The 14,872-nt window shown below is 55.5% G+C and carries 14 protein-coding genes; 7 read left to right on the top strand and 7 right to left on the bottom strand.

The window, feature by feature from the left end:
* Window positions 1–11 precede the first annotated feature (11 nt).
* The 4 genes from EoCCA6_RS12895 (at window position 12) to ghrB (ending at window position 4,100) form a co-directional block, all read left to right on the top strand.
* A complete protein-coding gene (locus tag EoCCA6_RS12895; RefSeq protein ID WP_152082985.1) occupies window positions 12–761 on the top strand; it encodes a sugar phosphate isomerase/epimerase family protein in 750 nt (249 codons plus the stop codon).
* Between the two features lie 3 nt (window positions 762–764).
* Entirely contained in the window at window positions 765–1,703 is a 939-nt protein-coding gene (locus EoCCA6_RS12890; RefSeq protein ID WP_152082984.1) for a sugar kinase, read from the top strand.
* 117 nt (window positions 1,704–1,820) lie between these two features.
* Window positions 1,821–3,101 carry an MFS transporter gene (locus EoCCA6_RS12885; protein ID WP_152082983.1) on the top strand — a complete coding sequence of 427 codons (1,281 nt, stop codon included), beginning with the start codon at window positions 1,821–1,823 and terminating at the stop codon, window positions 3,099–3,101.
* A 24-nt stretch (window positions 3,102–3,125) separates the two neighbouring features.
* Window positions 3,126–4,100: a glyoxylate/hydroxypyruvate reductase GhrB gene (ghrB, locus tag EoCCA6_RS12880; RefSeq protein ID WP_152082982.1), complete on the top strand. Its 975-nt coding sequence runs from the start codon at window positions 3,126–3,128 to the stop codon at window positions 4,098–4,100.
* A gap of 58 nt (window positions 4,101–4,158) precedes the next feature.
* Here the strand turns inward: ghrB and cspE are convergent, their stop codons facing one another.
* Window positions 4,159–4,371, bottom strand: a complete 213-nt coding sequence (gene cspE, locus EoCCA6_RS12875) for a transcription antiterminator/RNA stability regulator CspE (RefSeq protein ID WP_032615822.1) — start codon at window positions 4,369–4,371, stop codon at window positions 4,159–4,161.
* A gap of 241 nt (window positions 4,372–4,612) precedes the next feature.
* Window positions 4,613–5,323, bottom strand: a complete 711-nt coding sequence (locus EoCCA6_RS12870) for a DUF3053 domain-containing protein (protein WP_152082981.1) — start codon at window positions 5,321–5,323, stop codon at window positions 4,613–4,615.
* Between the two features lie 332 nt (window positions 5,324–5,655).
* On the opposite strand from EoCCA6_RS12870, the gene EoCCA6_RS12865 reads away from it, so the two are divergent.
* On the top strand, window positions 5,656–5,943 hold the full coding sequence (locus tag EoCCA6_RS12865) for an HTH-type transcriptional regulator (protein WP_152082980.1): 288 nt from the start codon (window positions 5,656–5,658) through the stop codon (window positions 5,941–5,943).
* A 38-nt stretch (window positions 5,944–5,981) separates the two neighbouring features.
* Here the strand turns inward: EoCCA6_RS12865 and EoCCA6_RS12860 are convergent, their stop codons facing one another.
* Window positions 5,982–7,601, bottom strand: a complete 1,620-nt coding sequence (locus EoCCA6_RS12860) for an ABC-F family ATP-binding cassette domain-containing protein (RefSeq protein ID WP_152082979.1) — start codon at window positions 7,599–7,601, stop codon at window positions 5,982–5,984.
* Window positions 7,602–8,200: 599 nt separating this feature from the next.
* Here EoCCA6_RS12860 and EoCCA6_RS12850 point away from each other — a divergent pair.
* Window positions 8,201–8,638: a hypothetical protein gene (locus tag EoCCA6_RS12850; RefSeq protein ID WP_152082978.1), complete on the top strand. Its 438-nt coding sequence runs from the start codon at window positions 8,201–8,203 to the stop codon at window positions 8,636–8,638.
* Window positions 8,639–8,731: 93 nt separating this feature from the next.
* Here the strand turns inward: EoCCA6_RS12850 and glyS are convergent, their stop codons facing one another.
* The 3 genes from glyS to EoCCA6_RS12835 form a co-directional block, all read right to left on the bottom strand.
* The gene (glyS, locus tag EoCCA6_RS12845) at window positions 8,732–10,801 is read right to left on the bottom strand and encodes a glycine--tRNA ligase subunit beta (RefSeq protein WP_152082977.1); all 2,070 of its coding nucleotides are present in this window, start codon (window positions 10,799–10,801) and stop codon (window positions 8,732–8,734) included.
* 9 nt (window positions 10,802–10,810) lie between these two features.
* On the bottom strand, window positions 10,811–11,722 hold the full coding sequence (gene glyQ, locus EoCCA6_RS12840) for a glycine--tRNA ligase subunit alpha (RefSeq protein ID WP_003860141.1): 912 nt from the start codon (window positions 11,720–11,722) through the stop codon (window positions 10,811–10,813).
* Between the two features lie 160 nt (window positions 11,723–11,882).
* The gene (locus tag EoCCA6_RS12835) at window positions 11,883–12,188 is read right to left on the bottom strand and encodes a YsaB family lipoprotein (protein ID WP_152082976.1); all 306 of its coding nucleotides are present in this window, start codon (window positions 12,186–12,188) and stop codon (window positions 11,883–11,885) included.
* 184 nt (window positions 12,189–12,372) lie between these two features.
* Between EoCCA6_RS12835 and EoCCA6_RS12830 the strand changes: the two genes are divergently transcribed.
* Entirely contained in the window at window positions 12,373–13,368 is a 996-nt protein-coding gene (locus EoCCA6_RS12830) for an acyltransferase (protein WP_152082975.1), read from the top strand.
* 14 nt (window positions 13,369–13,382) lie between these two features.
* On the opposite strand, the gene xylB is transcribed toward EoCCA6_RS12830, so the two are convergent.
* Entirely contained in the window at window positions 13,383–14,837 is a 1,455-nt protein-coding gene (gene xylB / locus EoCCA6_RS12825; RefSeq protein ID WP_152082974.1) for a xylulokinase, read from the bottom strand.
* Window positions 14,838–14,872 lie beyond the last annotated feature (35 nt).

The raw sequence follows: 14,872 nt of genomic DNA, 5'->3' as shown, positions 1-14,872 counted from the left end.
GGAGTCAGGCAATGGGCAGGAAAATAATAGTGGTCACCGCCGCATATGGTGCGGACCAGGTGCGACAGGCAGGCGGTCAACGGGCGATGCTTCCCGTCATTGCTGGGGCAGGAGCGGATGGTGTAGAGATCCGCCGCGAACTGTTCAGCAGCGAAGAGTTGCTGGCGCTGCCTGCGCTGGCCGAGTCCATCGAGCTGCTGGGCCTGCTGGCGTGTTACTCGGCTCCCGCCGCCCTGTTTATGCCTGATGGCACGCTCAACCCGGATCTGCCACGTTATCTGGCCGAAGCCAACACGCTGAATGCGCTGTGGCTAAAGGTCTCACTGGGCCATTTCAGCGACAAACAACCGCTTGAATCCCTGCGTGCTCTGCTGAATGAAAGCGGTATGGCGCTGGTGGTGGAAAACGACCAGACCGACTGCGGTCAGCTCGCACCGATGCAACGCTTCAAAGCGGCCTGCCGGGTGATGGCACTGCCGGTCACGCTGACGTTCGATATGGGCAACTGGCTGTGGGTTGGCGATTCTCCGGAAGAGGCCGCGCGTCATCTGGCTCCCGCTGTGAGCTATATCCACGTTAAAGCCGCCGTCCCGCATAACGAAAACTTCCGCGCCATCGCGCCGGATCGTGCCGATACGCGCTGGCTGGATCTGCTCAATCAGCTGCCTGCCGATGCCCCGCGCGGTATCGAGTTCCCGCTGGAAGGGACGGACTTAACCGCCGTTACCCGCCATTACGTTAACCTGCTGCGTGAGGAGTAAACCATGCACAAGACACTGGATGTGATCACGATTGGCGAAGCGATGGCGATGTTTGTCGCCACCGAAACGGGCGAGCTAAGCGCGGTTGAACACTTCATGAAGCGCGTGGCAGGTGCAGAGCTGAACGTTGCTACCGGCCTGGCGCGCCTGGGCCTGAACGTCGGCTGGGTTAGCCGCGTGGGTGACGACAGCTTTGGCCATTTCGTTCTCGATGTGCTGAAAAAAGAGGGCATTGATGCGGCAGGCGTCACGCTCGACGGACGCTTCGCCACGGGTTTTCAGCTTAAATCTAAAGTCGAAAATGGAACCGATCCCATCGTGGAATATTTCCGCAAAGGATCAGCGGCAAGTCATCTTTCGGTGGATGACTATCACGCCCCGTATTTCTCTTCCGCGCGTCATCTTCATCTTAGCGGCGTAGCAGCGGCGCTTTCTGCCAGCTCTTATCAACTGCTGGAACACGCCTCAACAGCAATGAAAGCGCAAGGTAAAACGATCTCCTTCGACCCGAACCTGCGTCCGGTGCTGTGGAACAGCGAAGCGGAAATGGTCGAAAAGCTGAACCGTCTGGCATTCAGCGCGGACTGGGTTCTGCCTGGCGTCAAAGAGGGAATGATCCTTACCGGCGAAAACACACCGGAGGGCATCGCCGATTTTTACCTGAACAAAGGAGTTAAAGCCGTGGTGCTGAAAACCGGTGCCGATGGCGCATGGTTTAAAACCGCCAGTGGTGAGCAGGGCGCGGTCGCTGCCGTTAAAGTCGAGAACGTGGTCGACACCGTGGGCGCTGGCGATGGCTTTGCTGTCGGGGTCATTAGCGCGCTGCTGGAAGGAAAACCACTGCAGCAGGCCGTTGCCAGGGGCAACAAAATCGGTTCGCTGGCGATTCAGGTGCAGGGCGACAGCGAAGGCCTGCCAACGCGCGCGCAGCTCGGAGTCTGATTTCCCTCTCCCACGGGGAGAGGGCCAGGGTGAGGGCTACAGGCCACACCACATTATTAAGCCACCGTGTACCCTACAGACAACGGCGGTACTCACCTCAACAACAGAGGCAAGCCTATGAACAGTTCGACCAATGCAGTAAAACGCTGGTGGTACATCATGCCCATCGTGTTTATCACGTACAGCCTGGCGTACCTTGATCGTGCCAACTTCAGTTTCGCGTCCGCCGCCGGGATCACCGAAGATCTCGGTATCACCAAAGGCATCTCATCGCTGTTGGGTGCCCTTTTCTTCCTGGGCTATTTCTTCTTCCAGATCCCTGGCGCGATCTACGCGGAACGCCGCAGCGTGCGTAAACTGATCTTCGTCTGCCTGATCCTGTGGGGCGGCTGCGCGTCACTCACCGGCGTGGTGAACAACATCCCTGCCCTGGCTGCCATCCGCTTTATCCTCGGCGTGGTTGAAGCCGCAGTGATGCCCGCGATGCTTATCTATATCAGCAACTGGTTTACCAAATCCGAACGCTCGCGTGCTAACACCTTCCTGATCCTCGGTAACCCGGTAACGGTACTGTGGATGTCGGTGGTTTCCGGCTACCTGATCCAGTCCTTCGGCTGGCGTGAGATGTTCATTATCGAAGGGGTTCCGGCGGTAATCTGGGCATTCTGCTGGTGGGTGCTGGTGAAAGATAAACCTTCACAGGCGAAATGGCTTTCCGAAGATGAAAAAGCCGCGCTGCAGGCGCAGCTGGACAAAGAACAGCAAGGGCTGAAAGCGGTACGTAATTACGGCGAAGCCTTCCGCTCCCGTAATGTCATTTTACTGTGCATGCAGTATTTCACCTGGAGCATCGGCGTGTATGGCTTCGTGCTGTGGCTGCCGTCGATTATCCGTAGCGGTGGCGAAAATCTCGGCATGGTGGAAGTGGGCTGGCTGTCTTCCGTGCCTTATCTGGCGGCGACCATCGCCATGATTGTCGCCTCGTGGGCATCGGACAAGCTGCAAAACCGCAAACTCTTCGTCTGGCCGCTGCTGCTGATCGCTGCTTTTGCTTTTATTGGCTCCTGGGCTGTCGGGGCTAACCATTTCTGGGCCTCTTACACCCTGCTGGTGATTGCGGGCGCAGCCATGTATGCCCCGTATGGTCCGTTCTTCGCCATTATTCCGGAAATGCTGCCGCGTAACGTCGCGGGTGGCGCGATGGCATTAATCAACAGTATGGGCGCGCTTGGCTCGTTCTTCGGCTCGTGGTTTGTGGGCTACCTGAACGGCGCGACCGGCAGCCCGTCGGCCTCGTACATCTTTATGGGGGTGGCGCTTTTCGCCTCAGTGTGGCTTACTCTGGTTGTTAAGCCTGCTAATAATCAACAACTTCCCGTCGGCGCACGCCACGCCTGACCCTTAAAATCAACGGAGATTAGCATGAAGCCGTCCGTCATTTTGTACAAAGCACTGCCTGAAGATCTGCAAAAACGCCTGGAAGAACACTTCACCGTCACCCAGGTGAAGAACCTCAGCCCGGACACCGTGGCGCAGCACGCGGATGCATTCGCCAGCGCCGAAGGTCTGCTGGGTTCAAGCGAAAAAGTGGATGTCGCCTTGCTGGAGAAAATGCCGAATCTTCGTGCGACATCAACCATTTCAGTGGGTTACGATAACTTCGACGTGGATGCGCTCAACGAGCGCAAAATTCTGCTGATGCACACGCCGCATGCTCTGACGGAAACCGTGGCCGACACGCTGATGGCGCTGGTGCTCAGCACGGCCCGTCGCGTGGTGGAAGTGGCCGAACGCGTCAAAGCTGGCGAATGGACAAAAAGCATTGGGCCGGACTGGTTTGGCGTGGATGTCCACGGCAAAACGCTGGGTATCGTTGGTATGGGGCGTATCGGTCTGGCGCTGGCGCAGCGCGCGCATTTTGGTTTTAACATGCCGATTTTGTATAACGCGCGTCGTCATCACCCTGAAGCTGAAGAACGTTTCAGCGCGCGCTACTGCGAGCTGGATACGCTGCTGCACGAAGCGGATTACGTTTGCCTGATCCTGCCGCTGACGGATGAAACCCATCACCTGATTGGCAAAGCCGCGTTTGAGAAGATGAAGAAATCAGCCATTTTCATTAATGCCGGTCGTGGCCCGGTCGTGGATGAAAAAGCGCTGATTGAAGCCCTGCAAAACGGCGAGATCCACGCCGCCGGTCTGGACGTATTTGAGCAGGAGCCGCTGCCGGTGGATTCCCCGCTGTTAAAACTGCCAAACGTCGTCGCCCTGCCCCACATCGGCTCGGCAACCCATGAAACGCGCTACAACATGGCGGCTACCGCCGTGGATAACCTGATTACCGCACTAAGCGGAAAAGTAGAAAAGAACTGCGTTAACCCGCAAGTACAGCAGTAGAAACGAAAAAACCCGCCAGAAGGCGGGTTTTTGAATTTTGTGCTACTGGGTTGAAACCTTACAGGCTTACAACGTTACCAGCTGCTGGGCCTTTAGCGCCGCTTTCGATGGTGAAGGAAACTTTCTGACCTTCGTCCAGAGATTTGTAGCCATCGTTCTGGATAGCAGAGAAGTGTACGAACACGTCTTTAGAGCCATCGTCAGGAGTGATGAAGCCGAAACCTTTATCAGCGTTGAACCATTTTACCAGACCAGTCATTTTACCAGACATAGAAATTACCTTATTTAAATTTGTTGTGCCTTCCGGCGCGATGGGTTGCATTACAGAATTTAAGCGATGAAGGAAGGGTCACTACGAAGGGTATCTATGGATAACAATCTGGACTGCTTTACTAAACTGCTTTAGGTCTGTGTAACAAACCGACGTACATAGTTATACCGATGTGGTAGAGGAATGACAAGCGTTATTTTGAACAGAGATAAAAAACCCCGCCTGAAGCGGGGTATTCGTCTTATTCTGTGGCGGCGACTGCCGCACTCCACGCCTGGCTAAAAGCCTGGTGCTGGGAGGCCAGCGGCCCAATCAGCGTATTATACTGGCTCGCCTGCTGGGAGGTCGGGAACTGGATACCATTAGAGACGAAGCTCACCTGCGTACCCTGCTCATTAATATAATCGCCTACCTGCACCAGCTGCTGCGTAAAGATCTGCGCGGCCGGAATCAGAGGTTGCAGGGCTTCAGACGGTTTCGTCACCACTTTCTCATACACCTTGTCAAACACCGGCTTGAGATCTTCGCCCTGTTTCAACGCGGAACGCGACGCGTCTGCCTGCATTTTGGCATTCTGCAACTGCTGGCTCAGCACGCCGAGCGCACCGTTGGACTGGCGCAGCGGTTCACGCTGGGTCATATAATCCTGCGGCACGCGGATGGCGTTCACGCTATCCAGTACCGGACGAAGACCAGAGTCCATTGCCTGGCTCACCTGCTGTGAATAACCATAAAGAATGGCGTAATCGGACACGAAGGGGCCAAACTGTTTTTTCTGATCCGCAGTCAGCGTTGGCAAACGCTCGCCGCTGCGCATCACCGTATTCTGTAGGAAATCGATAAACGCTTTGCGTTGATCGCCTTCCTTATCGAAACACCCACTCAGGCTAACCACCATTAACAACGCCGCAATAGGCGCAAACCAGCGAGAGCAGGACTTTCCTGTCGCCATTTTTATTACTCCTTTCACCCAAAAAAGCGCACACCGGCACACGCGTGCCCGACGCTGACAAGGATAGTCCAGGTCAGCCTCGCAAGATACCCTTTTCACGCAAATCGGCTATTGCCGTTTTATTTCTTACCATTTACAAATAAATACCAGCCGAAGCCTACATATGATTAATCAGGTAATTAGCATAACTATCCATCGCGCTGAAACGCGTAAAGCGATGGTTACCGCACGATTAATCACTGCCGTGACGATCCTTCCCGTCTATTAGGGACTATTCTTAATTGGCTCTCTGATGTTCATGATCCCGCTGTGAGATTTATGAGGAGTTCTCAATGGAATATAAAGATCCTGAGTTTGAGCTGCTGAGCAGCCTGGAACAGATTATTTTTAAAGATGTACCGCAGACGATTACTCTGCAACAAAAATCCAATCCCTTTACAGAATTTGAGCGATTGCGCAAAGGGACAGGACTTAAAACGGACGAATTCGCAAGAGCAATGGGAGTCAGCGTGGCGATGGTGCTGGAGTGGGAGTCAAAACGTGAAAAACCCACGCCAACCGAGTTGAAGCTGATGAGCCTGATTCAGGCCAACCCTGCACTCAGCAAACAGATAGCGTAGTGAAGTTTGAACGCCCCCGCCTCTGCGGGGGCTTGTGTTTAAAGGCTTACGCAACGCCAGCCCGTCTCTTCCCACACCAACTCGTGCGACAACCTTAACCCTCTTAAAAACGCGTCATCGTGTGACACCACCAACAGTGCGCCGGGGAAACCGGCCAGCGCCGCTTCAATTGCCTGGAGCGATGCCAGATCCAGATGGTTGGTCGGCTCGTCCAGCAACAGGAGCTGCGTCGCTTCAGCGCGCCATAACACGCAGGCCAGCGCAGCCTTAAGACGCTCACCGCCGCTCAGTTCCGCCAGCGGGAGCTTGGCTTTGTCGGCCCCCAACTGAAGCTGGGCTAAACGGGTTCGCAATACGCCCTCCTCCAGGGGCGTATTGCCCAGGTTGAGATGCGTCATGACCGACTGCGAGAGATCGAGCCGGGACAGATGCTGATCGAGGTAAGCGCAGCTGACAGACACCTTACAGGTTCCTGAATGTGAACTAATGTCGCCGAGTATCGCTTTCAGCAGCGTCGATTTTCCGCAGCCGTTCGGTCCCTTTAGCGCCACGCGCATCGGCCCGTCCATCCGCCAGTTGAGCGGGGGAACGGACACATGCGGCAGCACAAGATCCTCCAGAACCAGCACCTGTTTCCCCTCCGGGACCTGACTCCCCGGCAGAGTGAACATCACGGGCGTATCTTCTTCAACCCGCTCACGTGCCTTATTCACCGCGGCGTTCAGAGCTTCATTTTGCTCGCTATGCTGCTTTTTCCAGGAACCGATACGTTCCTTTGCCGCGCCTTTGTATTTAACGCGTTCAAACGAGGCGATATTGAGGGTATCGACGGTGCGTAATGTCTTTGCCGAACGCCGCTGGCTGTCATCGTGCTCTTTTTGCATGCGTGCGCGGGTGCGTTTGCGCTCCGTCGCCGCGTGCTCCAGCGCCGCGCGAGCCGCCTGCTGTTCAGCATCGCGCTGGGTTTGATAATCCGCATAATTACCGCCGTAGCTGCGCAGGCCGGAGCCACTCAGTTCAAGAATACGCGGCACCTGTTCCAGAAGTTCCCGGTCATGAGAGGCGACAAGCACGCCCCCGTGGTAACGACTAAGCTGGTCGTAGAACCACGCCCGTCCGTGTCGATCCAGATGGTTAGTGGGTTCGTCCAGCAGCAGGAAATCCGCTTCAGACGTAAACACCCCGCACAGCAGGGCGCGAATGCGCTCGCCGCCGCTGAGTTCACCGGTGAGTTTATCCGGGTCAAACGGTGGGAGCTTCGCATTGGTAAACGCCTCGCTCAGACGCTCGGCTAAATCCCAGTAGCCGTCAAGCACCTCCAGATCGTCAGGCTGGTAATCGCCGCTGTCGATGCGCTTGCGCGCCGTAAAAATCGCGTCATACCCGAGCAGTTCGGCAAGCGTGGTCTGCGGAGTAATATCGTGCTGTTGCGCCACCCAGGCATGTGAGCCAAAGCGTTCAATATGGCCGCTGGCAGGTTCATCCAGCCCCGCCAGCAGACGCAGCAGACGCGTTTTCCCGCTGCCGTTGCGGCCAACCAGCGCACACAGAGACGGCTCCAGGGAAAGATTCAGTGGACCAAAAAGGGTATCGCCCGTCGCAAACTGACAGGTGACCTGATGCAAAATAAAAGAAGGGGACTGCGCAAAATGAGCCATAAGCACTCCTGAATGAAATCAAAACATCCCCTGCCGACGCGGTGGCGTTTAGCAAGGATCGAAATTCATCAGTCGTGTTTGTTCATTTTTGGGGGGCGCTCCAGAGCGAGAAAGTTAACGGGGATAAGGATAGCGGTAATGTGTTGACCATTTCAAGGTTAAATTTTGGACGATTTATACTCCTTCTCCCTTTGGGTTGAGGAATCCCCACAAATTAATGCGAGCAGTGAACAATCCCCTCGCCCCTTTGGGGAGAGGGTTAGGGTGAGGGGAAACAGACGGTAATTTTGCGAGCCTCTTTCCAGAAATGGTAATATGCTCAGCGACATAGCTCAAAACTGTTGCCGCCTGTTTTGATGAGCAGTAAGTTCTCTTTGCACCTGCAAAATCAGGTGCCGGGATTGGAACCCTGAATCACTTCACTGGCGACACAGGCTCTGTGTCGTACGGCCTGTTGCATCTCAATGGCGGGCCGGACAGGGGCGCTGCAAAGCGCGCTGGTGTCAGTGAGGCCAGTCGTTCCAACCTTGTTCGGTTCCGCCACCAGCGAGCCTGGAACCTCCCGTGGCGGAAGATATACCACTCACTGAGGTTATTTTATGTCAATGACTGACTCTTTATTCACCCTGCCCTTCAACCACGCCACCGACTTCACCGAACTGGCGGATAACTGCGAACGTTTTATCGACGCACTGGTAGATTGCGAAGAACCCGCCCCAAAAATGGCGCTTTACGGCAGACTTTATGCCTGTCTGAATCTTCTGCAACCCTCGCTTCTGGATCCTGTTCCGGATTCTTTAAAAGCCAGCCTGACCGTTAAGGAACTCCCGTCGCGTCTTCCGGCTTTCGAACCCGAATGCGATCAGCTGGGGCGCTACTGTCAGGAGATTACGCAGTTGCTGATGAACGGCTCACTGCCGCGACAATCTGAAATCGTGATGGAAGATTTGCTGTGCGAACTGGTCAGCTACTTTGCCGATACGCTGAAGGCACCGCGCTGGCTGCAGACGGACGAAGGCACAGTCGCGATCGGCTAAACCTGCCGGATGACGCTGCGCTTATCCGGCCTACAAAAGCCCCATAAAAAAACCCGCCGAAGCGGGTTTTTAGCATTTGTAACAACGAGTGCCTTACTGCAGCAGCGAAATATCCGCCACGCGCAGGAACAGTTCGCGCAGTTTCTCAAGCATAGTCAGGCGGTTAATACGCAGCTCTTTGTCGTCCACGTTTACCATCACTTTATCGAAGAAGGCGTCGATAACGTCACGCAGTTCAGCCAGCTCCACCAGCGCTTCCTGGTAGCGGCCTTCCGCGAAGAACGGCTCCAGCTTGTCGCGCAGCACAACAACCTGCATCGCCAGCGCGATCTCTTCCGGCTCTTTCAGCGTCGCGGCGTTCACACGCTCGTTCAGCGTCTCGTCGGATTTCGCCAGAATGTTGGATACACGCTTGTTAGCCGCAGCCAGGGCAGACGCCGCGTCCAGCGTGCGGAAGTGGGACACCGCTTTCATACGCGCATCAAAGTCAGCCGGACGGGTCGGACGACGCGCCAGCACCGCCTGAATGGTGTCAACGGTGTAGCCTTCATCCTGATACCAGGCGCGGAAGCGGCCGAGCATGAAGTCGATCACGTCATCCACGACTTTCGCGTTGGTCAGCTTGTCGCCGTACAGACGCACTGCTTCTTCGGTCAGCGTTTGCAGATCGAGGTTCAGGTTCTTCTCAACGATGATACGCAGCACGCCGAGCGCAGCACGACGCAGCGCGAACGGGTCTTTATCGCCTTTCGGATGTTGACCGATACCGAAGATACCCGCCAGGGTGTCCATCTTATCGGCAATCGCGACGGCGCACGCAACCGGGTTGGACGGCAGATCGTCACCTGCAAAGCGCGGCTGATACTGCTCGTTCAGAGCAACCGCCACGTCTTCCGCTTCACCATCATGACGTGCGTAGTGCATGCCCATAACGCCCTGGGTGTCGGTAAATTCAAACACCATGTTGGTCATCAGGTCACACTTGGAGAGCAGGCCCGCGCGAGTCGCGTGGTTAACGTCCGCACCGATTTCGCGAGCGATCCAGCCGGACAGTTCCGCGATGCGGTCGGTCTTGTCGCGCAGCGTGCCCAGCTGCTGCTGGAACAGCACGGTCTGCAGGCGCGGCAGGTTATCTTCCAGACGCTTTTTACGGTCGGTATTGAAGAAGAACTCCGCATCCGCCAGACGCGGGCGCACCACTTTCTCGTTACCGGAGATAATCTGGCTCGGATCTTTCGATTCGATATTCGCCACGAAGATGAAGTTTGGCAGCAGCTTGCCGTCGTTAGCATAGACCGGGAAGTACTTCTGGTCACCCTTCATGGTGTACACCAGCGCTTCTGCCGGAACAGCCAGGAATTTCTCTTCGAACTTCGCGGTCAGCACTACCGGCCATTCCACCAGCGAGGTCACTTCTTCCAGCAGGCTGTCGCTCAGATCGGCGTTACCGCCAATTTTGCGTGCCGCTTCTTCTGCATCTGCTTTGATTTTGGCTTTACGCTGCTCGTAGTCGGCAATTACTTTACCGCGCTCCAGCAGGATCTGCGGATACTGGTCAGCATTGTCGATGGTGAACTCCGGCTCGCCCATAAAGCGGTGGCCGCGGATCACGCGATCGGACGCCACGCCCAGGATGGTGGCAGGAATAACGGTATCACCCAGCAGCAAGGTCACGGTGTGCACCGGACGCACGAAGTGGACGTCAGACGCGCCCCAGCGCATCAGTTTAGGAATCGGCAGCTTAGCCAGTGAGGTTGCGATCATATCCGGCAGCAGCGCTTCTGCGCTTTCGCCTTTGACATGGGCACGATACAGCAACCATTCGCCTTTATCGGTGGTCAGACGTTCGGCCTGGTCAACGGTGATCCCGCAGCCGCGCGCCCAGCCTTCTGCCGCTTTACTCGGCTTGCCTTCCGCGTCGAACGCCTGAGCAATCGCCGGGCCACGTTTTTCCACTTCACGATCCGGCTGAGACGCCGCCAGGTTTGCCACTTTCAGCGCCAGACGGCGCGGTGCAGCAAACCACTCAATTTTACCGTGTGCCAGGCCAGCGTTATCCAGCTCAGCAGTCACGTTCGCAGCAAAAGATTCAGCCAGGCTGCGCAGGGCTTTTGGTGGCAGCTCTTCGGTGCCAATTTCCACCAGGAAAGTTTTCTCAGACATGGCCGCCTCTTATTTGTTTCGGTTGCACATCGGGAAGCCAAGGGCTTCACGGGACGCGTAGTAGGCTTCAGCAACGGCTTTGGTCAGGGTACGAATACGCAGAATGTAGCGCTGACGTTCAGTCACGGAGATGGCTTTGCGGGCGTCCAGCAGGTTGAAGCTGTGGGCGGCCTTCAGAATACGCTCGTAAGCAGGCAGCGGCAGCGGAGTTTCCAGCGCCAGCAGTTGCTGCGCTTCTTTCTCGTACTGCTCGAAGCAGGTGAACAGGAAGTCCACGTCTGCGTATTCGAAGTTATAGGTGGATTGCTCCACTTCATTCTGATGGAACACGTCGCCGTAGGTGGTTTTACCCAGCGGGCCGTCGCTCCAGACCAGGTCGTAAACGCTGTCTACGCCCTGAATATACATCGCCAGACGTTCCAGACCGTAGGTGATTTCGCCGGTAATCGGTTTACATTCCAGACCACCAACCTGCTGGAAGTAAGTGAACTGCGTCACTTCCATACCGTTCAGCCACACTTCCCAGCCCAGACCCCAGGCACCCAGCGTTGGGTTTTCCCAGTTATCTTCCACGAAACGAATGTCGTGGATGGTCGGGTCCATACCCAGCTCTTTCAGTGACCCGAGATACAGTTCCTGAATGTTGTCGGGTGATGGCTTAATCACCACCTGGAACTGATAGTAGTGCTGCAGACGGTTCGGGTTTTCGCCGTAACGGCCATCGGTAGGACGGCGGGATGGCTGCACATAGGCAGTCGCCATTGGCTCTGGCCCCAACGCGCGTAAGCTGGTCATCGGGTGTGAAGTGCCTGCGCCGACTTCCATGTCCAAAGGTTGAACAATGGTGCAGCCCTGACGAGCCCAGTAATCCTGTAAGGTCAGGATCAGGCCCTGGAAGGTCTTGGTATCAAACTTTTGCATAGTATTTCGTGCTGGATACGTGTGGTTTTAAATGGAAGGGATCAGTATACCCGCTGGCTGCAAGATATACAGTACGAAACGGGGTTGTTTAGGGAAAATTGGGAAATAAGCCTTTTAGCCAGAACACCTGAGCGCTCTGGCTGCTGAATATACGAGCACGTTAACGCATTGAGAGGTGCAAAAACTGGCCGTCCGCATCAAAAGAACAGATAAAGCCCTCTTTACGCGCAGTATGTCCCTTCAGCTCATAGCTGCCCTGAAAACGCTCAAACCCGGTGACATCAATTTTCTCTACCTCGGAATTATAGCGGCGAGCAGCCTGGTCTTTACAGAGCTGTTCCATATTCAGGGAGCGTGCCGGACTAATTTTGCTCTGCTGCGCTTTTTGCACAGGCGCTTCTTGCGAAGCACTGCAACCTGCCAGTAAAAACAGCAGAAAGAGTGACGCGATGCGCTTCATCATCATTTTTATTACCGCCCTGGTCTGTGGCTGTTATTTTTAGTATCAAAGCCTTTATAGATTATGGTTGGTCATTCTGCGAATCTCACGAGCTTCATACAAGTTCGCCTGATTAAACTCAGAATTTTCCAAGGGAAGACTTTTACGCAATGGCAGTCACACTCTTTTTACCAGGAAAACAGAGGAACTGATGCAGTCAAAAATTAACTGGATTGATAACCTGCGAGGAATAGCGTGTCTGATGGTGGTGATGATCCACACGACGACCTGGTACGTCACGAATGCGCACAGTATCAGCCCCGTTAACTGGGATATCGCCAATATTCTTAACTCGGCATCTCGCGTAAGCGTGCCGCTGTTTTTTATGATTTCCGGCTTTCTCTTTTTTGGCGAGCGGAGTGCGCAACCGAGGCATTTTATCCGCATTGCATCGTGCCTGCTGTTTTACAGCGCCGTCGCACTGCTCTATATCTCCCTGTTTACCTCGATTAGCGCCGGGCTTTCGCTTAAGTATTTGCTGCAAAAACCGGTTTTCTACCATCTGTGGTTTTTCTTCGCCATTATCGTGATTTACCTGGTTTCACCGCTGATTCAGGTAAAAAACGTCAGCGGCAAAATGCTGCTGGCGCTGATGGTCGTGATTGGCATAGTGGCAAACCCAAATACCGTCTCGCAGAAAATCGACGGTTTCGAATGGCTACCGGTCAACCTCTACATCAACGGCGATACCTTTTACTACGTGCTGTACGGCATGCTGGGGCGCGCCATCGGGATGATGGATACGCACAAACGCGGTATAAACTGGCTGTGTGGCGCGCTGTTTATCCTTGGCGTAATTGTGATTTCACGCGGGACGTTACATGAGCTGCAATGGCGCGGCAACTTCGCTGACACCTGGTATGTGTACTGCGGTCCGGTGGTTTTCATCTGCGCAATATCCCTCCTGACGCTCGTCAAAAACACGCTGAACGAACGCCCGTTTCCTGTACTGGGGTTTATCTCGCGCCACTCGCTGGGGATCTACGGTTTTCACGCACTGGTGATCCACGCCCTGCGCACGCGAGGCGTGGAATTTAAAAACTGGCCGCTGCTGGACATAGTCTGGATTTTCGCCGCCACGCTGGTTGTAAGCCTGCTGCTGTCGATGCTGTTGCAGCGGGTCGATACACGCAGGTATGTCAGTTAGCCTGGCAGCGATGTTTATGACATCAGCGGTACAAGTTGTTCATAAATTTTGCGGAAAGTTTCACGTCGCTCTGCATAGCGGGCGTGATTTTTCGCATCGGGAAGATGCTGTTGTTCAAGCGGTAATTGCGGCAACAGCTCAGCCAAAGGCTTCTCAGGGTTCACCGCTATCTGCGCCAGCCGCGCCGCGCCGAGCGCAGGCCCGACATCACCACCGGTACGGTAATCCAGCGTTAACCCGCTAATATCGCACAACATCTGCCGCCAGTAATTACTGCGCGCCCCGCCACCAATCAGCGTAATACTTGAGGGTTTCAAGCCACAGTCATGCACCACGTCCATCCCGTCTGCCAGCGCATAGCCCACGCCTTCCAGCACGGCCCGCGCCAGTTCTGCCGGGCCATGTTGATGGGTTAAGCCAAAGAACACGCCTTTTGCTTCCGGGTTATTATGAGGCGTTCGCTCACCGGACAAATACGGTAAAAACCAGAGCGCACCTGCGTTGTCATCCGCCTGCTGCGCTGCTGCGATCAGCGCCGGGACATCTGGCATTCCGGTAAGCGTCGCCGCCCAGTCAAGACAGGATGCGGCACTCAGCATGACCGACATCAGATGCCATTTCCCCGGCAGCGCATGGCAAAAACTGTGAACTGCACTCTCAGGGTTACTGCGATAACCGTCGCTGACGGCAAAATAGACGCCGGAGGTGCCGAGCGAGAGCATGGCCTGCCCTGCTTCGACCATCCCCACGCCAACGGCTCCCGCTGCGTTATCTCCACCACCGGCCACAACCGGTACTGCAGGCATATTCCAGCGTTCCGCAACAGAAGGTTGCAGGGTGCCCGTCATTTCGCTGCCCTCAAAAAGGGCTGGCATATGGTCACGGGTCAGATGGCAGGCGTCGAGCATCGCCTCGCTCCAGTCCCGTTTCGCCACATCGAGCCACAGGGTGCCCGCTGCGTCAGACATGTCGCTGGCGAAATCGCCCGTCATGCGAAAACGCAGATAATCTTTTGGCAGCAGCACCTTCGCCACCTGACGGAAAATTTCCGGCTCATGGCGCTGCACCCACAAAAGTTTTGGTGCCGTAAACCCTGGCATCATCAGGTTGCCCGTGATTTCACGGGACGCAGGCACGCTCTCTTCGAGGATTGCGCACTCTTCCGCGCACCGGCCATCATTCCAGAGGATGGCCGGCCGCAGCACCCGATGCTGGCTGTCCAACAGCGTCGCGCCGTGCATTTGTCCGGCAATGCCCAGCGCATTAACCTCGCGCAGGCTGTGTTGTTCACCCAGGGCTTTAATTGCGCGGTCCGTCGCTTGCCACCACTGTTCCGGGTCCTGCTCCGACCATAGCGGATGTGGACGTGAAACCTGCAGCTTTTCAGTCTGTGTTGCCAGTACGTCGCCCTGCTCACTTAACAGAATGGCTTTCACACCCGATGTGCCAAGATCAATCCCGATATACATTCGGTGACTCCTTTAACTGAAATGCCCGGTGGCGC

Origin of the sequence: Enterobacter oligotrophicus (assembly GCF_009176645.1) — a bacterium.
GTDB classification, from domain to species: domain Bacteria; phylum Pseudomonadota; class Gammaproteobacteria; order Enterobacterales; family Enterobacteriaceae; genus Enterobacter; species Enterobacter oligotrophicus.
Note: the sequence above shows the minus strand (reverse complement) of the source record. Positions and strands in the feature narration are given on the sequence as shown.